Genomic DNA, 21,163 nt, shown 5'->3' on the forward strand with positions numbered 1-21,163 from the left:
CCGCCCCCCCCCCCACCCCCCCCCCCGCCCCCCCCCCACCCCCCCCCCCCCCCCCCGCGCCCCCCCCCCCCGCCCCCCCCGCGGCGGCATAGCATCGGAGCCGACGGCTCCCGCCCCGGAGCCCGGGCGAGGGAGCGACGCGATGAGCAGTGCACCGATCGACATGCGCGAACGCGAGGAACTGTGCGACCTGCTGGCCGAACTCGGCCCTGACGCGCCGACGCTCTGCGAGGGATGGGACACCATCGACCTCGCCGCGCACCTGGTACTGCGCGAGCACTTCACGCGCGGCACCGACGAGCACATGGCCGCCGAGAAGGCCAAAGGCCTCCCGGCCCTCATCGACCGGCTCCGCGGCGGGCCGCCGGCCGTGCCGTGGCGGATACCGGGACTCCGCACCCTCATGAACGGCCTCGAATACTTCATCCACCACGAGGACGTCCGGCGCGCCAACGGGCTCGGACCGCGCACCGACCGCCCCGACCTCGAAGCGCTCGCCTGGCGCATCAGCGGCTTCGTCGGCCGGCGCGCCGCCCGCCAGATCCGGCCCCACGGCCTGGAACTGCGCCCGCCCTCCGGTGAGCCCCGCCGGTTCGGGCCGCCCGGAGGCGCGGTCCTGCAAGGCGCACCGACCGAACTGCTGCTGTACCTCAGCGGCCGCCGCGACGCCGCCCGAGTCCGCCTCACCGGCGACGCCGACGCCGTCGCCGCATTGCGAGGCGCCGACACCGAGGTGTGACCCGACGCCCCGACCGGGGCCGCGGCGCGCACTGCCGGCCCGCACCCCCGCGAGGCCGTCCGTCTCGCCTCACCCTCGGGCGAACCCGTGCGATCGCGCCGGACCGGCCCGCCCGCCGCCCGGTACGGTTCCGCCCGCGCCCGTTCATCTCGCCCTCCTACCCCGAGCGGCGCAGCGGCGCTAGGCTGTGCCGCATGGTCGACATTCCCAAAGAGATCACGCACACCGGGCACCACCCCCGCATGGCCGTCGTGTGGTCGGTCCTGTCGGCCGAGATCGAGCGATTCGCCGCAGGCACCGGAGCGACCCTCCGCATCCTCGACGTCGGCGGCGGCTCCGGCGGCTTCGCCGTGCCCCTCGCCGAACTCGGCCACGACGTGACCGTCGTCGAACCCAGCGCCAACGCGCTCGCCTCACTGCACCAGCGCGCCGCCGACGCGGGCGTCACCGACCGCGTCCGCGCCGTGCAGGCCGACGCCGACGAACTCCCCGACGTGGCCGAACCCGGCACCGCCGACCTCGTGCTGTGCCACTCGGTCCTGGAGATGGTCGACTACCCCGACAGCGCGCTCGACGCGCTCGGCCGGGTCTGCGCGCCCGGCGGCGCGGTGAGCATCCTCGTCGCCAACCGCATCGCCGCCGTCTTCGGCAAGGCCCTCGCCGGGCACTTCCAGGCCGCGCTCGACCTCCTCACTCACGTCGACGGCGTCATCGAAGGCCGCGACACCATCAAGCGCCGCTTCGAGACCGCCACGCTCACCGCGCTCGTCGGCGGCTCCGGGCTCGTCACCGAGCAGGTCCACGGCGTCGGCGTCGTCGGCGACCTCCTCCCGGCCTCCGCCGGGAAGGGCGAGACCGGCACCGGCGAGGCCCTGCGCGAGTTCGAACTCGCCACCGCCTCCCGAGTCCCCTTCCGGGACATGGCCACCCACATCCACCTGCTCGCCCGCAAACCCATGCGCTGACCGGGCCCGGACGCCTCCCGCCGGCCGCGTCTACGCCGAGACGCGTAGGCGCGACTACGTCCGCACGCCGAAGGCGACGGGGCCGCCGGACCGTAGCCTGGACGAGTGACCACGCCAGCCGCCCCCAGGACCAGGATTCCGGCCCTCGCCTTCGACATCGGGCTCGCCGCGCTCCTCGGCGTCCTCGCGAGCGGCACCACGATCGGCGCCGCGAGCGACCACCACCCGGGGCCGCTCGCGTTCGTCCTCATCGGCGCCACCGCCGCGTTCCTGGCGGTGCGCCGCCGCTGGCCCGAGGCCGCCCTCGCCGGATCCCTGGCCGGCCTGTACCTGTACCTGTACCTCGGCCTGCCCGAAGGGCCGATCTACATGCTCCCGGCGGTCGCGGTCTTCTCCTTCGCGTTCGCGCGGCCGCTCAAGACCGTCCTCGCCGTCCTGGCCGGGCTCGCCGCGGTCAACACCGCCTTCCAGACGTTCGTGCTCAACGACATCGGCGACCTGTGGGTGAACGCCAGCATCACCGTCGTGTGGCTCGGCATCGCCGCGGCGGGCGGCCGGATCGTCCGCGAGGCCCGCCATGCCCGGTCGCGGGAACGCGAGGCCGAACGCGAGCGCTACCGGGCCGACGAACGCGTCGAGATGGCACGCGAGATCCACGACGTGGTCGGCCACAGCCTCGCCGTGGTCAGCATGAACGCCGGTGTGGCGCTGCACGTCCTTGAAAAGCACAGCCTTGGCCAGCGGCAAGGCGCACCGCCCGAAGTGGTCGAGAACCTCCAGGCCATCCGCGACGCCTCCACCCGCGCGCTCCAGGACCTGCGCGCGACCCTCGCGCCGCTGCGCCAGGGCCGCCAGCCCGACCTGCGTCCGACCGGCGCGATCGGCGACATCCCGTCCCTGGCGGCGGCAGTGCGCACCGGCGGCCTCGACGTCGAGTGCGCGATCTCCGGAGAACCCGGACTCGTACCGACGAACCTCGCCGCCACCGCCTACCGGGTGGTCCAGGAGTCGCTGACCAACGTCATCCGCCACGCCGAGGCGACCAAGGCCACCGTCCGCATCGACTGCGACCCGAGGTGGATCCGGATCCTCGTCGAGGACGACGGCCGCGGCGGACCCATCGACCTGGACCGGATAGGCCAAGGCGTGACCGGCATGATGGAGCGGGTGCTGACCAGCGGCGGCGTGTTCAGCGCCGCACCCAGACCCGGCGGCGGCTTCGCCGTCAAAGCCGACATGCCCTACCACCCCAGCACCGAATGACGGCCCTCAGACCCAGCCGCGACCGGCGGCCCGCGACCGCCCCCGCCCGAGCCGATCGGCTCCCCAGCCCGCCGACGAAGGACCGCGCATGATCGAACTCGTGATCGCCGACGACCAGAGCCTCATCAGGATGGCCCTGCGCAACCTCTTCAACAGCGAGGACGACATCCACATCGCCGCCGAGGCCGAGAACGGCGAGGAAGCATGGGACCTCGTCTCTCGGCTGCGGCCCGACGTGGCGCTCCTCGACATCCGCATGCCCGGCATCGACGGGCTCGAAGTGCTGCGGCGCATCAGCCGCGACACCAACCTGGCCGCCACCCGCGTCGTCATGATCACGACCTTCGAAGTCGACGACTACATCTTCGACGCCCTCTCCAACGGCGCCGCCGGCTTCGTCATGAAGGACGCGCCCCCCCGACGACCTCCTGAAGGCCGTGCGCCTCGCCGCCGCGGGCGACTCCCTGCTCAGCCCCGACGTGACCCGCAAGGTCATCAACGCCTACGCCGAACGCGGCACCGGCACCGGGAAACCCCACCCGAACCTCGGCGGCCTCACCGAACGCGAACTCGAGATCCTCCGCTGGGTCGCCACGGGACTGGCCAACGACGAGATCGGCGAACGCCTCTACATCAGCCCCGCCACCGTCCGCACCCACGTCGGAAAACTCCTGTCGAAACTCGGCGCGCGCGACCGGGCCGGACTCGTCGCCATCGCCTACCGGTCGGGCCTCGACATCCCCGAAGCGTGAAAGGGCGCCCGCGGGTTCCGGGTCCGCGGGCGCCATGGTCACGCGAGTAACAGCTCGTCGCCGCAGAGGACGTGGGTCGTGCGCCCTTCGGCGTCCACGATCTGCCAGAAGAGGGCGCCGCCCGAGCACGGCGCGGACTCCGCCTCGGCCTCGTCGAGCGTCATCTCCCGCGGCGGATCGACCGCGACCGTGTCGACCACCGTGTACAGCGCCTCGGGCTGCTCGCACGGGACCGTCCACCACCGGTCGCTGTTGTCGAAGCAGTCGCCGGTGTCGGGCATGATCGGCGTGCGCCCGCTCGCGTCCGGGTTGCCGAGCGCTTCGACGCACACCAGCTGCTCGACGACGAGGGTCGCGTTGTCGTAAGTGAAGTACCAGTCCTTCCACAGCTCGCCCGGTTGCAGCCGGGCGTAGTCGTCGCCGCACAGGTCGATGGCGACCTGGACGTTGGCGAGCGTCCCCTCCGGCGTGACGGAGGCGGCGGTCGTGTCGCTCGAGTTCGTGATCCGCCAGAACGCGTCAGGGGTTTCGCACCCGGTCGTCAGGTCGAAACCGAACGGCGCGAGCACCGGCTCGTACGGCAGGCACGACGTGGCCGGCACGTCCGGACGGGCGGGCTCGTCCCCAGTGGGCTCCTCCGCGGTCGGCCCCTCCCCGGTCGGCCCCTCCCCGGTGGGGGCTTCGGAGGCGCTCGATTCGGGTGCGGCCTCGTCGTTCCCGTCGCTCAGCATGTTGAAGCCGACCACGCCGAGCACGCCCGCGATCAGGACGCCCACGGCGATGACGGCACCGACGATCAGTCCAGTGTGCTTGCCGTTCGGGCGCGGCGGCGGCCCGTACTGGTACTGCCCGTACGCGCCCGGTCCGCCGGGCGGCGGATACGGCGGGCCCTGCCCTCCCGGATACTGCGGCGCGCCCTGGTACTGGCCCCCCTGCGGGCTGCCGGACGGCGGGCCGGTGCCGCCGGTCGGCGGGTGCCAGCCGGGCGGCGGCGGGCCGGGAGCCGGCGGGCCGGGAGCCGGCGACTGCGGTCCGGGGCCGCTCTGCGGGTGCTGCGGGTCGGGCCCGACCGGAGGCTGCCACGGGGACTCAGACGGGTCCCCGCCTTCAGGCGGTACGCCCTGGCTCGGATTCTGGGACATAGCACCAGGATATGAACGTTGTTCGCCAAGGGTCGCGGAACGGTGCGACCGTGCACCGCCATGCGGGCGCCGTGCTCGAACGTGACCGCCCCAGGCGCACGGCCGCGCAGCATCGGGCAGCGACCGGCCCGAAGCGGCCGCCACCGGACATGCCGCATCCGCACCTGGTGTGGCCGAAACGACACGAAACCGGCTAGCCTCGGGCCATGCCTTCGAGCCCGTACCTCACGGCGACGCAGCCCGCCTACGGCACCGGCACCCTCGCCGATGTCATGCCGACAGCCCTTGCGGCCCTTGGAATCCCCACTCGAGGCGTGAACCTGCGCAGTGCCGAGCTCGACGGCGTCCGCCGCATCGCCGTACTCCTCCTCGACGGCTTCGGCTTCCACCTCCTCGGCCAGGCCGCACAGGCCAGCGCCACCGTCGGCGCGATGTACCACGGCGAACTCGGCACCCTCACCCCCATCACCGCCACCGTGCCGTCCTCGACCCCGATCAGCCTCGCGTCCCTCGCGTGCGGGCTGCCGCCCGGCGAACACGGCATCATCGGCTTCACCGTCCGCGTGCCCGACACCGGCGACCTGGTCACCCACATCCGCTGGGAGGGCGCCCCCGACCCCGAGACCTGGCAGCCCGAGCCGACCTGCTTCGAGCAGGCCGATGCGGAGGGCGTGGTCTGCACGGTCGTCTCGAACGGGACGTTCCGCGACACCGGCCTGACCCGCGCGATCTACCGCGGCGCCGACTGGCTCCCCGCGATCGCGCCGCACGAGGTCGCCGAGGGGACCCTGGCGGCGCTGGCGCGCGGGGACCGGAGCCTCGTGTACGCGTACCTGCCTGACGTGGACACCGCCGGGCACTTCCACGGGATCGGCTCGCCGCAGTGGCTCGACGCGGTCGCGGTGGTCGCCGAGGCGATCGACGGGATCCTCACGGGCCTGCCGAGGGACGCGGCGCTGCTGGTGACCGCCGACCACGGCATGGTGAACGTGACGGACCGGCTGCACGTGGACCGGCGGCCCGACCTGACGCACGCGGTCGAGGCGGTCGCGGGCGACGGGCGGATGCGGTACCTGTACGCCGCGCCGGGCGCGATCGAGGATGTCCGGCAGGCGTGGACGGAGGCGGTCGCCGGGCGCGCCGAGGTGATCGGGAAGGACGAGGCGATCGACCGCGGCTGGTTCGGGCCGAAGGTCACGGAGTCGAGCCGCGAGCGCATCGGGGACCTGGTGGTGATCTGCCGGGAGACGTTCGCGATCGTGGGGGTCGAGGGCGAGCCGCCGCACGTGGCGAGGCTCATCGGCCACCACGGCGGCCTCACGGCCGCGGAGATGGCGGTCCCGCTCTGGAGCTACCGCAACGGCTGAGCGCGGGGACCCGCCGCCCGGTCGCGGGCGGTTGTCGGACCCTCTGGTTAGGCTTCGGGGGTGGCCAGCGATCTTCATCGGTTCATCGGTCCCGAGCTGTCCGATGACGGTCTCGGGATCATGCACGTCGACATGGACGCGTTCTTCGCGTCAGTGGAGATCGCGCGCGACCCGCCCCTGCGCGGCAAGCCCGTGATCGTCGCCGGGCTCGGCCCGCGCGGCGTCGTCGCGGCCGCCTCGTATGAGGCCCGCAAGTACGGCGTGCACTCCGCCCTGCCGACCGCGGTCGCGCGCCGCCGCTGCCCGCACGGCGTGTTCATGACCCCCACCACCTCGTACGGCGAGGTCTCGCGCGCGGTCATGGCGATCTTCCGGGAGTACACGCCGCACGTCCAGCCGATCTCGGTCGACGAGGCGTTCCTCGACGTCGCGGGCGCGCGCCGGCTCATCGGCTCGCCCGTCGAGATCGCCCGTTCGATCCGCGAGCGCGTGCGCGCCGAGCACGGCATCACCTGCACCGTCGGGATCGCCTCCACGAAGTTCCTGTCGAAGCTCGCGAGCGAGGCCGCCAAACCCGACGGCCTCGGCGTCGTGCCCGCCGCCACCGAGCTCGAGTTCCTGCACCGCCTGCCGATCCGCTCCGTGTGGGGCATCGGTGAGAAGACCGCCGAGAAGCTCACCCGGCTCGGGATGCGCACGGTCGGCGACCTGGCCCGCCTCGACGTCGACAGCCTCGCCTCCTCGGTGGGCACCGCCAGCGCCGAGCACCTGTACGCGCTCTCGCGGAACATCGACCCGCGGCCGGTGCGGCCCGAGCGGGTCGAGAAGTCGATCAGCAACGAGACGACGTTCGACCGCGACGCCCCGGACGGCGCGGTGTGGGGGCCGGTGCTGCTGGAGTTGTCCCGGAAGGTCGCCTCAAGGGCGCGCGCGGCGGGCTGGGCGGGCCGCGGTGTGACGGTGAAGATCCGGTTCGGGGACTTCCGCACGATCACGCGTTCGAGGATGCTCACCGCGCCCACCGATGTGGGTCGCGAGATCTACTCGGCGGCAAGGGAACTGGCGGACGCGGCGGCGACGGCGCCGGTGCGGCTCATCGGCGTGAAGCTCGATCACCTGGTCGAGGCGGCCGCCGTGGGCCGCCAGGTGGCGCTCGGGGAGCCCGAGCACGGCTGGCGCGACATCGAGACGGCGATCGACCGGGCGAGCGCGAAATTCGGGAAGGGCGCGGTCCGATCGGCGGGTCGGCTCGAGCGCAGGGACTCGCGTGTAGACACCCCGGAATCGGGGAACCCGGGCCGGTGAGCGCCATTGCGCCGGGGCGTCCCCGTCAGCTCGCGCATCCAGGCCAGAACGGACTGATTCAAGCACGAACTGCCTTCCGCCTCGGGCGAAAGCCTCGTAGACTTGGATGCAAGCAATGGGGCCGCCGGCTTTTCGACGGCCCCGTGGAGCACTAACGCAGGAGGAGTGTCGTGCCGCTCTCCGATCACGAACAACGCCTGTTCGAGCAAATCGAGCAGTCCTTGTCCGAAGACCCGCAGTTCGCCTCTGCTGTGCGCGCCCACGACCCGGCGCATGTGACCCGGCGCAGGCTCATCCTGGCCGGCATCGTCACGGTCATCGGGATCGGTGTCGTCATCGGCTCCGTGATCGCAGGGGGCGACGTCGCCATGTTCGGCGCCCCGATCGGCGCGGTGCTCATGTTCGGCGGTTTGATCCTCGGCCTTTGGGCGCAGCGCCGCGGCACGAATGTGAAGCTGAAGGCGGTCGACGGCAAAGCCAGTCGGCCTGTCGGCGGCTCGAAGTCCCCCAAGCCCGGTGGTTTCACTTCCCGGATGGAGGAGCGGTGGCGCCGCCGCCGCGACAACGGCGACATCTTCTAGTCAGCAGCTTGCGCTGCGGCACGACCGGCAGCGAGCGATCGGCCCGGCGGGGGAGTTCCCCCGCCGGGCCGGTTCATGTTCGGGTGCGTTGCGGCACTGCGCTGGTGCTAGCGGCCTCGCAGCATCGCGCGGCGGGCGCCCTTGCCGGCGTTGGCGCTGGTCGGGATCGGGCCCTTCGGGATGGCCATGCCGATGCCGAGCGCGTCGAGGCGCTTGGCGATGTGGTTGGCGTCCTTGGAGTCGATGTTCTTGGGCAGCTTCATGAGGCGCTTGCGGACTTCGGTGACCGAGAAGTCGTCGTTGGCGGTCTCGCCGACGAGGAACGTGTAGACCGGGGCCGAGCCGACGACGCGGGAGATGCGCTTCTTCTCCTGGCCGAGGAGCTTGCGGACCTTGCCGCCGCCCTCGCCGAGGAGGACCACGCCGGCCTTGCCGACCGCGCGGTGCACCATCTGGGTCTCCGAAAGGGCCGCGACGCCGGGGGTGACCTGCCAGCCGCGGATGCCGTCGATGAGCGCGTACGCCGCGCCCGGTTTGCCGACGGCCTCCTTGTTCACCACTTTGCTGGTGCGCATGTTGAGCACGAGCAGGCCGGCCAGGAGTGCCACGAACAGGGCGCTGACGTACCAGAGCAGCGAGAACTTCGCGAAGATGACCAGCGCGGTGATGATCACGAAGGGCAGCAGGATCGCGACGGCTTCCAGCGGCAGGAACAGCTTGTCCCGCTGGTGGGTGAACTTGATCGCCATCCCGATGGTCTTCAGGCGGGACCCGAACGTCTCTTTTTCCTGCTGCTTTGCCATGTCGTCAATTCTAGTGGGCGGTCGGACGGGTTATGCGGGGGCTGCGGCGCGTGCTTCGATCGCCTGTCGGTACAGCCGCCCGGCCCGGTACGAGGAGCGGACCAGGGGTCCGCTCATGACGCCCGCGAAGCCGATCTCCTCGGCCTCGGTGGTGAGCTCCACGAACTCCTCGGGCTTGACCCACCGGTCCACCGGGTGGTGGCGCTTGGTCGGCCGCAGGTACTGGGTGATGGTGATGAGCTCGCAGCCCGCGGCGTGCAGGTCCTTGAGCGCCTGGGAGATCTCCTCGCGGGTCTCGCCCATGCCGAGGATGAGGTTCGACTTGGTGACCAGGCCGGCCTCGCGGGCCTTGGTGATCACTTCGAGGGACCGCTCGTAGCGGAACGCGGGCCGGATGCGCTTGAAGATGCGCGGGACGGTCTCGACGTTGTGCGCGAGCACCTCCGGGCGGGAGGCGAAGACCTCGGCGAGCTGCTCGGGGACCGCGTTGAAGTCGGGGATGAGGAGCTCGACGCCGCAGCCGGGGACGGCCGCGTGGATCTGGCGGACGGTCTCGGCGTAGAGCCAGGCGCCGCCGTCGTCGAGGTCGTCGCGGGCGACGCCGGTGATCGTGGCGTATTTCAGGCCCATGGTCTGCACCGATTCGGCGACGCGGCGCGGCTCGTCGCGGTCGAGCGCGTCGGGCTTGCCGGTGTCGATCTGGCAGAAGTCGCAGCGGCGGGTGCACTGGGAGCCGCCGATGAGGAACGTCGCCTCCCGGTCCTCCCAGCATTCGTAGATGTTGGGACAACCGGCTTCTTGGCAGACCGTGTGCAGGCCCTCGCTCTTGACGAGGCCCCGCAGTTCGGTGTATTCCGGGCCGGTCTTGGCCTTGACCTTGATCCAGGAGGGTTTCTTCTCGATCGGGGTCTGGGCGTTGCGCACTTCGAGGCGCAGCATCCGGCGTCCTTCAGGCTGTACGGAAGTCACCGGCCCAGCCTACGCCGCGCGGACGCCGGACGGCAGGTGTCGCTCCGCACAGCGGCGGCTTCGGAGAAACGTAGGATGACGTTCCCGCTGGTCTAATGGGAGCGCGCCGGTCCGTGGCCACCGCGAACAAGGGAGTGACAATGGAACTCGTTCACCAGGGCAAGGTCCGCGACGTCTACGCCGACGGCGGCGACCTGATCCTCGTCGCCTCCGACCGCGTCAGCGTCTACGACGTGGTCCTGCCGACACCGATCCCCGGCAAGGGCGCCCTCCTGACCGCCCTGAGCCTCTGGTGGTTCGAGCAGCTCGCCGACATCGTCCCGAACCACATCGTCTCCGCCGAGGACGTGCCCGCCGAGTTCGCCGGGCGGGCGGTGCGCGTCAAGCGCCTCGACATGGTCAAGGTCGAGGCCGTCGTCCGCGGCTACCTGACCGGCTCCGGCCTCGCCGAGTACGAGAAGCGCGGGTCCGTGTGCGGCATCGACCTGCCCGCGGGCCTGGTCGACGGCTCGAAGCTCCCCGAACCGATCTACACGCCCACTTCCAAGGCCGACGTCGGCGACCACGACCTGCCGATGACCTTCGCGGAGACCGAGGACGCACTCGGCGCCGATCTCGCCACCCGCGTCCGCGACATCACGATGTCCGTCTACCGCCGCGGTTCCGAGATCGCCCTGGAGAAGGGCATCATCATCGCGGACACCAAGCTGGAGTTCGGGATCGACGCCGAAGGCACCCTCCGGCTCGCCGACGAGGTCCTCACCTCCGACTCGTCCCGCTTCTGGGACGCCGCCGCCTGGAAGCCCGGCCAGACCCAGCCGTCGTTCGACAAGCAGTTCGTGCGCGACTGGGCCAAGTCCACCGGATGGAAGCCCGACGACGCCGAAGCCCCCGAGATCCCGCAGGCGATCGTCGACGCCACACTCGCCCGCTACATCGAGGCGTACGAGCTCCTCACCGGCCGCAGCTGGTCCTGACACCGGCTCACGATGAGTGCGGGCCGCTCTCGCGAACGGCCCGCACCGCCACCATCATCTCCAGGTCTCGAACAGCCCTTGGCCGACGTAGCCGCCCTCGGGCGCGCCCGGCGGGAGCGCGAAGACCGCACTGCCCTCGGCGGTGATGAACTCGTTCAACCGGTCCGAGGCCGCCATCTTCTCCTGCGTGTCGATGAACACCTGCGGATCCGCCTGGAACGACGCGAACAGCAGGCCCGCGTCGTACGGGTGCTCGGCGTGCATGTGCCCGTCGAGGTGCCCGTCGGTCGCCGCGTCGGAACTCACGTCGCCCTGCGTCAGGAACCCGTAGTCGTAGTTGTAGCCGCGCCGGACCATCGCCGCGTCGTGCACGACGGCCACATGCGAATCCGCCGGGACCGCTTGCAGCCCTGAGCTGTCGACCACGTCGAAGTCCGGGTGGTCGAACTCGCCGCCGCCGCTCAGCGGCGCACCCGAGTCCCGCTCGCGCCCGAACGTCAGGTTCTGGTCCTCGGCGGTGAGCATCGACCAGTCAGGCAGCCTCATCCGGATCTTGCGGAACACCAGGTACGTGCCGCCCTCGAACCACGACGGCTCCGCATCGACCGCCCACACGCGCTCGTCGAAGAGCTCGGACCCGGCCTGCGGGTTCGCGCTGCCGTCCTTGAACCCCATGAGGTTCCGCGGCGTCCCGCCCTCAGGCGCCGACGAGAACCCGTGCTGCACCCACAGCAGCCTGCCGCCAATGACGGCCCGCTTGCGCAGCTCCAGGAACGCGTTGCTCACCACCTGCCGGTCCTCCCCGCAGATCTGCAGCAGCAGGTCCCCGCCCGACCAGGCCGGGTTCAGCTTGTCCCCGGCGAACTCCGGCAGCTCCGCCAGCTTCGACGGCCGCACGGCCTCCAGCCCGGCCTTCGCGAACGCGGCCGGGCCGATCCCGAACGTCACCGTGAGCCGCGCCGGGTCGAGCCCCGCGGCGACCGCTTCGGCATCGAACTGGTCGTCCCCGTCGACCGGCGCCTTCGGCGGGACCTCGCCGGCGGCGAGCGCCGCGGCGACCGCCGACCAGTCCTTCAGCAGCGCTTGCAGATTCGCCGCGACCGCGGCCGCATCGAGCGCCGCACCGGTGCCCGGCCCGGTCACGGACAGGTCGAACGCCGCGAACAGCGCGTGCCGCTGCGCAGGCGTCTCGATCCCGGCCTGCCGGGCCCCGTAGAACGGCTCCGCACCGGAGTGGTCGTGCCCGGACTCGCCGCCGTCCTCATGCCCGGGGCTCTCACCGATCGCGGCGCCCACGCCAGCCCCGACGGCCGCCGTGATCGTGGCCGCCGCCAGCGCGGTCCGCCTCGTGACGACTGCCTCGCCGTGCTCGTTCTCCTCAGGCGGCCTCCCGAACCGCACCCGCAATCCGGCAAGTGCGTCGAGCACGATGAACGCCGCCAGCGAGATCCCCAGCAGCGGGAGGAACCAGCCGACACCGGCGGCGACCACCGCGATCCCCGCTACCAGCGGCCACGGCAGCTGCCGCAGCGACCCGCGCGGATACGGCCGGCCCATGAGCCCGCCTCTCGGACGGCGCTGCCACCACATCCGGTAGCCCCACACGATCATGCAGACGAGCGCGACCATCACCGCCGCGAGCAGCAGCTGGTTCGCCAGCCCGAACAGCAGGCCCATATGCGCGGCGATGAGCACGTTCGTCGCCTGCGCCATGAACGGCCAGTCCGCGAACCGCAGCTCCTCGGCGACCTCCGGTGCGCCCGAAGCGGTGTCGACGACCATCTGGTCCTGCTCCAGCGGCAGCGACCGGTGCGTCTCGGCCACCAGGTATTGCGAGCCGGAGCCCGTGGGCAGCGTGATCTGCAAGGGGCCGTTCATGTCCGCGTTGCGCGCGGTCGTGTACACGCTGTCGAGCAGCGCCACCGCGAACGGCGAGGCGCCCGCCGCACCCGAGTGGTGGTGCTCGGCGTGGGCGCCGCCGCTCGCACCCGAGTCGACCTCCACGGCCCGCGTGGTCCAGCTCAGGGCCTCGCGGAGGTCCGAGACGTGCTCGCCCGCGTACCGCGACCAGGTCAGGCCCGTCACCGACAGGAACAGCAGGACCGCGACCAGCCACAGGCCGACCGGCCCGTGCCAGGCGAGGGTCCGGGAACGGCCGGTGCCGGTCGGCCTCGGACGGAGCAGGCCGCCGGCCGCCCGCGAGCGGCGCTTCCGGGCGATCCAGAGGATCAGCCCGCCGAGCGCCACCACCCACAGCCAGCTCGCCGCGAGCTCGCTGTACAGGCGGCCCGACTCGCCGAGGTGCAGGTTCACGTGGAGCGTCGAGATCCATTCGCGCAGCGGCCCGGCCTGCGAGGACCCGTACGTGGTCGAGTCGCCGAGCACCTCGCCGGTGTACGGATCGACATAGGCCGCGGCGATCGCACCCGATTCGCGGGCCACACCGTCGTCGACCAGCACCGCCGTCGACGCGTCGTCCTCCGCGGCGGGACGAACCGCCGTCACGGTCCAATCCGGGTGGGCGGCGGTCACGGCGTCGACCTGGTCGGCGAGGCGCAACCGCTCATCACCGACATCGACAGTGCGCAGATCCGAGTACAGCGCGCCCTCCACCGGGTAGGAGAGCGCGTAGGCCAGCCCGGACACGGCCGAGACCAGCAGGAACGGGGCGATGAGTATCCCGGCGTAGAAATGCAGCCGGAGCAGCAGCTGCCTCAGGGCAGCCGAAATCCTTGGTTTGTCTGGCATGGTTCGCTTTCTGAGCAGCCCGGGAGCACGCGGCATCGAAGCCGACCGGACTCCGGGCAGGAGTCAACGCCGAAGGCGCTGGGGGACAAAGGGACTCAGGAGAAAGCGAACAGCGGTGGACCGCGGTGCGAGATCTGGGTGCGGACCGCCGGAACCGGACGCGGCGTCTGCGCCCGCAACGTGAACCGGCGCGGCCGGATCGCCACGAGCGCGCCCGCGCCGAGCACGCGGATCACCCGCGCGAAGCACAGTGTCAGCGCGTCGAGCAGCCTCGCGAACGCGGCATCACCGCGCGCCAGCCACGACGCCTGCGCCAGTGCCGCGGCGAGGTGCACCAGCCACATGCTCAGGCCTGCGCCGTGCGCGTGGCCCGCCGTGGCGGCGGCGCCTAGCTCGAAGCACTCGTGCAGCCCGTACTGCGCCGCGAGACACAGTGGAGCCAGCGTGAGGAAGCCGCGCTGGCGTCCGCCGATGCCGTACGCGGCGGCGAAGAGCAGGCCGCCGGCGGCGGCGAACTGGAGCGGGCTGGGGGCGTTCCCGCCGCCCCAGAGGTGCAGCAGGAGGGAGGCGGACGCCGAGACCGCGGCGAACACGGCGGCCCGCAGCAGTCGGAACGGAGCATCCCTCACTTGCACGCGCGTATTCTGCCACGCCGCCCCAAGCGGACGGAACCCCCGCGTCGGCCATGCGACGCGGGGGTGTCGGGTGTTCGGTCAGGCCCGCTTGGGGCCGTAGGTCAGGCGTCGCAGCAGGACCTCGAAGGGGCCGCGCTTCCCGGCCCTGTCGAGCGCGACCGCGACGGCCACGGTGGCCAGCCAGGTCCCGAACGCGACGCCGAACGCCGCGAGGTAGCCCATGTCCTCGCCGAGGCCGAAGCCCCACGCGGTGAGCAGCGGGGCCATGATGAACGACTGCAGCAGGTAGCAGGTGAGCGACCGCTCGCCGACCGCGGCGAGGGCCCCGGGCACGCCCCGGCGGCCGAAACCGCGCAGCTTGTGCGCGAGGAGCGCGAAGCCGCAGATGTAGCCGATCCCGGCGTACAGGCCGCCGAGGAGCGTCAGGTACACCGAGGCGATCCAGATCCCGTCCGGGGGCTCCCAGGCGCCGAGCGCGATGAGCGCCACGGGAAGCGAGCTGAGGACGTTCACGATCATGCCGGTGATGAAGACCTTCTTCAGCTGCGGCAGGTGCGATTCGGGGTGCTCGATCCAGCCCGCGCGGTGGAGCATCATGCCCGCGATGATCAGCGGGAAGAACGAGCCGGTGATCACGATCGCGATCGCGGCGGTCGGCGAGGCGATGGCGCCGATGACGAGCTGGCCGACGTACGGCGGCAGGCCGTCGTCGCCCGGCGGCTGCTGCCCGCCGACGGTGAAGAAGTACGCCATGATCGCGTTGCCGATCAGCACCACGTAGGCGATGGAACCCCAGAGCCACTTCTTGAGCGACTTGTCGGAGAGGTGCACGAAGAACAGGGCGATCAGGCCCATCGCGCCGTACGGGGCGAGGATGTCGCCGAAGAACAGGAAGACGGCGTGGAGGAAGCCGAACGCGAGGAGCCACCACGACCGGCGGCGCAGGATCTTGCGGACGCCCTTGGCCTCCATGCCGCGGGCGAACATGCGCGAGGCCATGATGGCGATGCCGAAGCCGTAGAGGACCGCGAACATCGGGCGGGAGCGCTCGGCGATGAGGAGCTGCTCCACGAAGTAGGCGATGTGGTCGGCGGTCGACTGGCCGGTGTTGTGGTTGTACTTGTCGAGGCCCATGCCCCACAAGTGGACCGGGACGTTCGCGAGGGCGATGAACAGGAGCATGAAGCCGCGTGCGATGTCGGGCGCGAGTGATCGCTCGGCCTTGGTGATCGGTGTGGGCGGGCCGGGGGGACCGGCGGTGGCGAGCGGGGTGGCGGTGGACACGACGAGCTCCTTTGTGGTCGTGACGGGCTTGCGGTGGGTTCCGGGTTCAGTGTATGGAATCCGCGTGCCCTGCACGGGTACGCAGACCCCGCCTTTGACGGTAGTGCTGGCCACCCTTGAATGCTCCAGCCTGCGGTACCGATCTGTCTCATGCCGAGGAAGGACCGCGTTCGCGAACATGTCGTACCCCGGGAGGATTCTTGCGCCTACCAAAGTCGCGGCTCGCAAGCTTCGCCGAGGCCGGGCCCCTTCTCTGTCCGTTTTGGTAGACCCGCCGAGACACGCCCGAAGGCGAACTGAAGGGCCCCAGCGCATTTGCGCTGGGGCCCTTCAGTTCGCTATGGCTACGCCTTCGTGCTGCGCCGCTGGTTCACTCCGGCTACGCCTTCGTCCTGCGCCGCTGGTTCACTCCGGCTACGCCTTCGTGAACAAGAGCGCCGCGTTGTGGCCGCCGAAGCCGAAGGCCGTGTTGAGCGCCGCGTTCAGCTCGACCTTGCGGGCCTCGTTCGCCGCCACGTCCAGGTCCAGGCCCGGGTCGGGGTTCTCGAGGTTGATCGTCGGAGGGATGACCCCTTCGACGATCGCCAGGATCGCCGCGATCGACTCGACCGCGCCCGCCCCGCCGAGCAGGTGCCCGGTCATGGACTTGGTCCCGGTCAGCACCACGTGGTCGCCCACGACGCGCTTGATGCCCTTGATCTCCGCCATGTCGCCGACCGGAGTGGACGTCGCGTGGGCGTTGACGTGGCCGATCTCCTTCGGGTCGATGCCGGCCTGCTTGATCGCGGCCGCCATCGCCCGGCCGCCGCCCCGGCACTCCGGGTCGGGCTGGACGATGTCGTAACCGTCGGAGGTCAGGCCGGAGCCCGCCACGACGGCGTAGATCTTCGCCCCGCGGGCCTCGGCGTGGTCGCGGCGCTCCAGGATGAGCGCGCCGGAGCCTTCGCCCATGACGAACCCGTCGCGGTCGCGGTCCCAAGGCCTGGAAGCGTGCGTCGGGTCGTCGTTGCGGGTCGACATGGCCTTCATCGAGGAGAATCCGGCCATCGGCAGGCCGCCGATGACGGCCTCCGCGCCGCCCGCCACGACCACGTCGGCGCGGCCGACGCGGATCATGTCGGCGGCCCACGAGATCGCCTCGGCCGAGGTGGCGCACGCGCTGGTGGGGGCGTGCACGCCGGCCTGGGCGCCGAACTCCAGGCCGACGACGGCGGCGGGGCCGTTGGGCATGAGCATTGGCACCGTGAACGGAGAGACCTTGCGGGCGCCGCTCTGCTCCAGGATGTCGTCCTGGGCGAGCAGCGTCAGCGCCCCGCCGATGCCGGAACCGAAGACGACGCCCAGGCGTTCCTTGTCGAGGTCGTCGCTCAGCCCCGCGTCATCCCACGCCTGCTGAGCCGCGACGAGCGCGATCTGCTCGGAGCGGTCGAGACGGCGCAGCCGGACCCGAGGCAGGACCTCGGAGGGCTCCACCGCCAGCTCGGCGGCGATACGGCAGGGGAGTTCCTGTGCCCATTCGTGCTCGAGCAGGTGGACACCCGACCGTCCGGCCACGAGTGCTTCCCAGGTCGACGCCACATCCCCGCCGAGGGGTGTGGTGGCGCCGAGTCCGGTAACGACTACCTCAGTCACATTTAGCCCTTTTCGATGTAGGAGACGGCGTCGCCGACGGTCTTGAGGTTGGCGACCTCGTCGTCAGGGATCTTCACGCCGAACTTCTCTTCGGCGGCGACGACGACCTCGACCATGGCGAGCGAGTCGACGTCCAGGTCGTCGGTGAACGACTTGGCGTCGGCGACATCGTCGGGGTTGACACCCGCGACCTCTTCGAGAATGTCGGACAGGCCTTCGCGGATCTCGTCACGAGACAGAGCCATGAGTTATTTCCTCTCGATAATTACGGGCAGCGGATGACTTGCCCGGCGTAGGTGAGTCCGCCGCCGAATCCGAACAGGAGGATCGGGGCGCCGGAGGCCACCTTGCCACTTTGTACCAACTTCGACAGCGCCAGCGGCACCGATGCCGCGGACGTGTTGCCGGAGTAGACGATATCCTCGGCGATGACGCAGTCGTCGCTGAAATCGAGGCGCTTGACGATGCCCTGGATGATCCGCAGGTTCGCCTGGTGCGGCACGAAGGCCGCGAGTTCGTTGATCTTGAGGCCCGCCCGGTCCGCGACCCGCTCGATGAGCGGCGCCAGCTGGGTGGTGGCCCAGCGGAACACGGTCTGGCCGGCCTGCTTGATGAACGGGACGTCCTCCTCGATGCGGATGACGTCGCTCATCGACGGCTCGGAGCCCCACACGACCGGGCTGATGGCCAGCTCCGGGTTGTCGGTGCCCTCGACGATGACCGCGCCGGCTCCGTCGCCGAAGAGGACGCACGAGCTGCGGTCCTCCCAGTCGGTGACGGCGGTGAGCTTCTCGGCCCCGATGACGATGGCGCGCTTGGCACTGCCGACCCTGATCGCCATGTCCGCCTGGGCCAGTGCGTACTCGAAGCCGGAGCAGGCGGTGTTGATGTCGATCGCCGCAGGCACGCTGAGGCCGAGGGCCTCGGCGACGCGGCAGGCGGTGTTGGGGCAGGTGTCCTTGGCGGAGACCGTCGCGACGATGACCATGTCGATGTCGCCCGGGCCGTACCCGGAGTTCTCGAGGGCCTGCCGGGCGGCGTGGACGGCCATGTCGGCCACCTTCTCGTCGTCGGCGGCGATGCGGCGTTCCTTGATGCCGACGCGCGAGACGATCCACTCGTCGTTCGTGTCGACGATCTTGGACAGGTCTTCGTTGGTGAGGACCTTCTCCGGCTGGTAGTGGCCGACGCTGACGACACGCGATCCGTTGACGCTCACTCGACTCCTTCATTCGCTGCGAGTCCGGCGGCAGCGGCCAGGTCCTCGGGGGTGTTCACGTTGACACGGTCGACGCCCTTGAGTGCCCGCTTGGCCAGTCCGGTGAGCGTCCCTGCAGGCGGCAGCTCGATGACCGCCGTGACGCCCAGTCCTTCAAGCGTACTCATGCAGGCATCCCACCTGACTGGTGAGGTGACCTGTGCCACGATCTGCTGCAAGGCGGTCTTGCCGGAGGCCACGGCCTTGCCGTCCCGGTTGGACAGGAGCGTCCGCACCGGGTCGGCGGTGGCGATCCCGGCGGCGACGGCTTCGAGCGCCTCCTGCGCGGGCGCCATGTGCGGCGTGTGGAACGCGCCGGCGACCTTCAGGGTGATGACCCGGGCCTTCTCGGGCGGGCTCTGGGTGAGCTTCTCGATGGCGGCCACGGGGCCCGCGGCGACGATCTGGCCGGCGCCGTTGCGGTTCGCGGGCCAGGCTCCGGCCGATTCGATCGCGGCGAGGACCTCGTCCTCGACCCCGCCGAGGACGGCGGCCATCGTGGTCGGCTCGATGTTGCACGCGGCGGCCATCTCGCGGCCGCGCACGGCGGCGAGGCGGACGGCGGCCTCGGGGGTCAGGACCCCGGCGATCGCGAGGGCGGTGAGCTCGCCGACGGAGTGGCCGGCGACGACGAGGTCCGCTTCGGCCAGGTCGCCGGCGAGCAGCCGCTCGGCGGCCAGCAGCCCGGCGGCCACGAGCAGCGGCTGGGTGTTGGCGGTGTCGGTGATCTCGTCCTGCTCGGCGGTCGTGCCGAGGCGGACGAGGTCGAGGTCGATGATCTCCGACCACTCGCGGAGGCGGGCCTCGGCGGAGGGGTCTTCGATCCACGGCGTCAGGAACCCGGGCTTCTGCGAGCCCTGCCCGGGAGCGAGAATGGCAAGCACACTAAGACTTTCGCATCGACAACAGGTGATACGGGAGCAGTCGGAGGACTGAAAGCCCGTTAAGTTCTTGTAGAGAATCTACAACACTCGTTGTCAACTGCGAGAACGCCGGGTGCTCGAGGCGTTCTCGAGGCGCCCTATGGTCAACCCCACACGCAGGACGAAGGCCTCATGCGGTTCGGTGGGGGAGAAACCGGTCACCTCTTGGATACGGCGGAGGCGGTACCGGACCGTGTTGGGGTGGACGTAGAGCTCGCGCGCGGTCCCCTCGAGGACGCCGCCGGAGGCGATGAACGCGTCCATGGTCTCCAGCAGTTCGCCGCCCGCGCGGCGCAGCGTCATGTAGACGCTCTCGCGCAGCGTCCGGCGGGCCTCGTCGTCACCGGCGATCGCCCGCTCCGGGAGCAGCTGGGTCGCCGTGACGGGCCGGGGCGCGTCGGGCCAGGCCGGGGCGGCCCGGTGGCCGGCGACGGCGGCGAGCGCTGACGTGGACGCGTCCGCGAGGCCGTTCACGGTGGGGCCCACCACGACCGGGCCGTCGCCGAACTGGCCGGTGAGCTTCTCGACGATCTCGACGGGTTCCTTGACGCCGCCGAGGAGGAGCACGAGGCGGGCGCCGTGGACGCCCGCGAGGATGTCGAGTCCGAGCCGCCTGGCGGCGCGCTGGACGGAGTGGAGCACGAGCGTGGCCTCGCCGCCGGGGGTGGCGCCGCAGACGACGGTGATGGTCTGCGTCTCGGACCAGCCGAGGGCCGCGGCGCGGCTGATGAGCTCGTCGGAGTTGTCGCCGCGCAGGAGCGCGTCGACGAGCATCGCCTGGAGGCGCGCGTCCCAGGCGCCCCGGGTCTCGGCGGCGCGGGCGTACACGCGTGCCGAGGCGAAGGCGATCTCGCGGCTGAAGCGCAGCACCGATTCGCGCAGCTGGTCCGTCTCGCCTTCGGCGGCGAGCGCGGGCACCTGCTCCTCGACCACGTCGATGACGACCTGGATGAGGGCGACGGTGTGCTGGAGGCTGATGGCGCGGGCGAGCTCGACGGGGGCGGCCTCGAAGACCATGTCGGAGGTGCCGAGGTCCTCGCCGCCGTTGCGCAGCCATTCCAGGAACTGCCGCACCCCGGCCTGGGCCACCAGGGTGACCATCGAGCGCTGCTCGGCGGGCAGGTCGCGGAACCAGGGCAGGCGTTCGTCCATCCGGGTGAGGGACTGCGTCGTCAGCGCCGAAGAGGAGCGTTCGATGTTCTGAATGGTCGTGGCCAGATCCATGCCCTATAGCCTGCCAGACGTGGCGCGCGCCGCGCATGGCCGTCTGTCGGAATAGCTCGGGCGCCACTACTGTTGCGCGGAAGAGCACGACTGAAGCCACGACAGAGAGGCGGCCATATGGCCACGGTTGCACTGACCAAGGACAACTTCGAAGAGACCGTCACCGGCAACGGCATCGTGCTGGTGGACTGGTGGGCCGACTGGTGCGGCCCGTGCAAGATGTTCGCTCCGACGTTCGAGGCGTCGAGCGAGAAGCACCCTGACGTCGTCTTCGGGAAGATCGACACCGAGGACCAGCCGGAGCTCTCGGGCGAGGCCGGGATCCAGTCGATCCCCACGCTCATGGCGTTCCGCGACGGCATCCTCCTCTACAGCCAGCCCGGCGCGCTCCCGCCGGCCGCCCTCGAGGAGATCATCGGCAAGGTCAAGGAGCTCGACATGGACGCCGTGCGCGCCGAGATCGAGAAGGAAGAGGCCGAAGGCCACGACCACCACGATCACGAAGGCCACAGCCACTAGGCCCGGGCACGTCGAAGGGGGGGGGGGGGGGGGGGGGGCGGGGGGGCCCCCCCCGGGGGGGGGGGGGGGGGGGGCCG

18 protein-coding genes and 2 pseudogenes are annotated in these 21,163 nt (G+C 71.2%); 9 read left to right on the forward strand and 11 right to left on the reverse strand.

The annotated features are described in order from the left end of the window. The first annotated feature begins 142 nt into the window (after window positions 1-142). The 4 genes and pseudogenes from O1R50_RS01005 to O1R50_RS26205 all read left to right on the forward strand — a co-directional run bounded on the left by O1R50_RS01005 (window position 143) and on the right by O1R50_RS26205 (window position 3,719). The gene (locus tag O1R50_RS01005; protein ID WP_270107964.1) at window positions 143-739 is read left to right on the forward strand and encodes a maleylpyruvate isomerase family mycothiol-dependent enzyme; all 597 of its coding nucleotides are present in this window, start codon (window positions 143-145) and stop codon (window positions 737-739) included. A gap of 194 nt (window positions 740-933) precedes the next feature. Beyond that, complete coding sequence (locus tag O1R50_RS01010; RefSeq protein ID WP_270107965.1) at window positions 934-1,704, forward strand: methyltransferase domain-containing protein; 771 nt, start codon at window positions 934-936, stop codon at window positions 1,702-1,704. Window positions 1,705-1,809: 105 nt separating this feature from the next. Next, entirely contained in the window at window positions 1,810-2,967 is a 1,158-nt protein-coding gene (locus O1R50_RS01015; RefSeq protein WP_270107966.1) for a sensor histidine kinase, read from the forward strand. Between the two features lie 88 nt (window positions 2,968-3,055). Next, window positions 3,056-3,719, forward strand: a pseudogene (locus O1R50_RS26205) (response regulator). Between the two features lie 38 nt (window positions 3,720-3,757). Here the strand turns inward: O1R50_RS26205 and O1R50_RS01030 are convergent. Further along, window positions 3,758-4,861, reverse strand: coding sequence for a hypothetical protein (locus O1R50_RS01030; protein ID WP_270107968.1), 1,104 nt, complete (start codon window positions 4,859-4,861; stop codon window positions 3,758-3,760). Between the two features lie 206 nt (window positions 4,862-5,067). Here O1R50_RS01030 and O1R50_RS01035 point away from each other — a divergent pair, with 206 nt between their 5' ends. The 3 genes from O1R50_RS01035 to O1R50_RS01045 all read left to right on the forward strand — a co-directional run bounded on the left by O1R50_RS01035 (window position 5,068) and on the right by O1R50_RS01045 (window position 8,114). Then, a complete protein-coding gene (locus O1R50_RS01035; protein ID WP_270107969.1) occupies window positions 5,068-6,228 on the forward strand; it encodes an alkaline phosphatase family protein in 1,161 nt (386 codons plus the stop codon). A 120-nt stretch (window positions 6,229-6,348) separates the two neighbouring features. Continuing rightward, window positions 6,349-7,533, forward strand: a complete 1,185-nt coding sequence (gene dinB / locus O1R50_RS01040) for a DNA polymerase IV (protein WP_408612570.1) — start codon at window positions 6,349-6,351, stop codon at window positions 7,531-7,533. Between the two features lie 170 nt (window positions 7,534-7,703). Further along, window positions 7,704-8,114: a DUF3040 domain-containing protein gene (locus O1R50_RS01045; protein ID WP_270107971.1), complete on the forward strand. Its 411-nt coding sequence runs from the start codon at window positions 7,704-7,706 to the stop codon at window positions 8,112-8,114. A gap of 107 nt (window positions 8,115-8,221) precedes the next feature. Here the strand turns inward: O1R50_RS01045 and O1R50_RS01050 are convergent, their stop codons facing one another. Together O1R50_RS01050 and lipA are read right to left on the reverse strand one after the other, a co-directional pair. Next, a complete protein-coding gene (locus tag O1R50_RS01050; protein WP_270107972.1) occupies window positions 8,222-8,917 on the reverse strand; it encodes a DUF4191 family protein in 696 nt (231 codons plus the stop codon). 30 nt (window positions 8,918-8,947) lie between these two features. After that, entirely contained in the window at window positions 8,948-9,856 is a 909-nt protein-coding gene (gene lipA / locus O1R50_RS01055) for a lipoyl synthase (protein ID WP_408612571.1), read from the reverse strand. 170 nt (window positions 9,857-10,026) lie between these two features. Between lipA and O1R50_RS01060 the strand changes: the two genes are divergently transcribed. Next, complete coding sequence (locus tag O1R50_RS01060; RefSeq protein ID WP_270107974.1) at window positions 10,027-10,863, forward strand: phosphoribosylaminoimidazolesuccinocarboxamide synthase; 837 nt, start codon at window positions 10,027-10,029, stop codon at window positions 10,861-10,863. Window positions 10,864-10,917: 54 nt separating this feature from the next. On the opposite strand, the gene O1R50_RS01065 is transcribed toward O1R50_RS01060, so the two are convergent. The 8 genes and pseudogenes from O1R50_RS01065 to O1R50_RS01100 form a co-directional block, all read right to left on the reverse strand. After that, entirely contained in the window at window positions 10,918-13,611 is a 2,694-nt protein-coding gene (locus O1R50_RS01065) for a Dyp-type peroxidase (protein WP_270107975.1), read from the reverse strand. Between the two features lie 95 nt (window positions 13,612-13,706). Next, window positions 13,707-14,246 (reverse strand): hypothetical protein, encoded by a 540-nt coding sequence (locus tag O1R50_RS01070; protein WP_270107976.1) that lies wholly within the window; start codon window positions 14,244-14,246, stop codon window positions 13,707-13,709. A 78-nt stretch (window positions 14,247-14,324) separates the two neighbouring features. Continuing rightward, window positions 14,325-15,530: a DUF418 domain-containing protein gene (locus tag O1R50_RS01075; protein WP_270107977.1), complete on the reverse strand. Its 1,206-nt coding sequence runs from the start codon at window positions 15,528-15,530 to the stop codon at window positions 14,325-14,327. A gap of 414 nt (window positions 15,531-15,944) precedes the next feature. Then, window positions 15,945-17,162, reverse strand: a complete 1,218-nt coding sequence (fabF, locus tag O1R50_RS01080; protein ID WP_270107979.1) for a beta-ketoacyl-ACP synthase II — start codon at window positions 17,160-17,162, stop codon at window positions 15,945-15,947. Between the two features lie 2 nt (window positions 17,163-17,164). Further along, the gene (locus tag O1R50_RS01085; protein WP_408612572.1) at window positions 17,165-17,401 is read right to left on the reverse strand and encodes an acyl carrier protein; all 237 of its coding nucleotides are present in this window, start codon (window positions 17,399-17,401) and stop codon (window positions 17,165-17,167) included. Window positions 17,402-17,427: 26 nt separating this feature from the next. Beyond that, window positions 17,428-18,381 carry a beta-ketoacyl-ACP synthase III gene (locus O1R50_RS01090; RefSeq protein ID WP_270107981.1) on the reverse strand — a complete coding sequence of 318 codons (954 nt, stop codon included), beginning with the start codon at window positions 18,379-18,381 and terminating at the stop codon, window positions 17,428-17,430. A 14-nt stretch (window positions 18,382-18,395) separates the two neighbouring features. Then, window positions 18,396-19,304, reverse strand: a pseudogene (locus tag O1R50_RS01095) (ACP S-malonyltransferase); the annotation flags it as partial. Between the two features lie 93 nt (window positions 19,305-19,397). Then, on the reverse strand, window positions 19,398-20,567 hold the full coding sequence (locus O1R50_RS01100) for a PucR family transcriptional regulator (protein WP_270107983.1): 1,170 nt from the start codon (window positions 20,565-20,567) through the stop codon (window positions 19,398-19,400). 117 nt (window positions 20,568-20,684) lie between these two features. On the opposite strand from O1R50_RS01100, the gene trxA reads away from it, so the two are divergent. Beyond that, window positions 20,685-21,086: a thioredoxin gene (trxA, locus tag O1R50_RS01105; RefSeq protein WP_270107984.1), complete on the forward strand. Its 402-nt coding sequence runs from the start codon at window positions 20,685-20,687 to the stop codon at window positions 21,084-21,086. Window positions 21,087-21,163: the final 77 nt, after the last annotated feature.

Origin of the sequence: Glycomyces luteolus (genome assembly GCF_027622875.1) — a bacterium.
Classification (GTDB): domain Bacteria; phylum Actinomycetota; class Actinomycetes; order Mycobacteriales; family Micromonosporaceae; genus Glycomyces; species Glycomyces luteolus.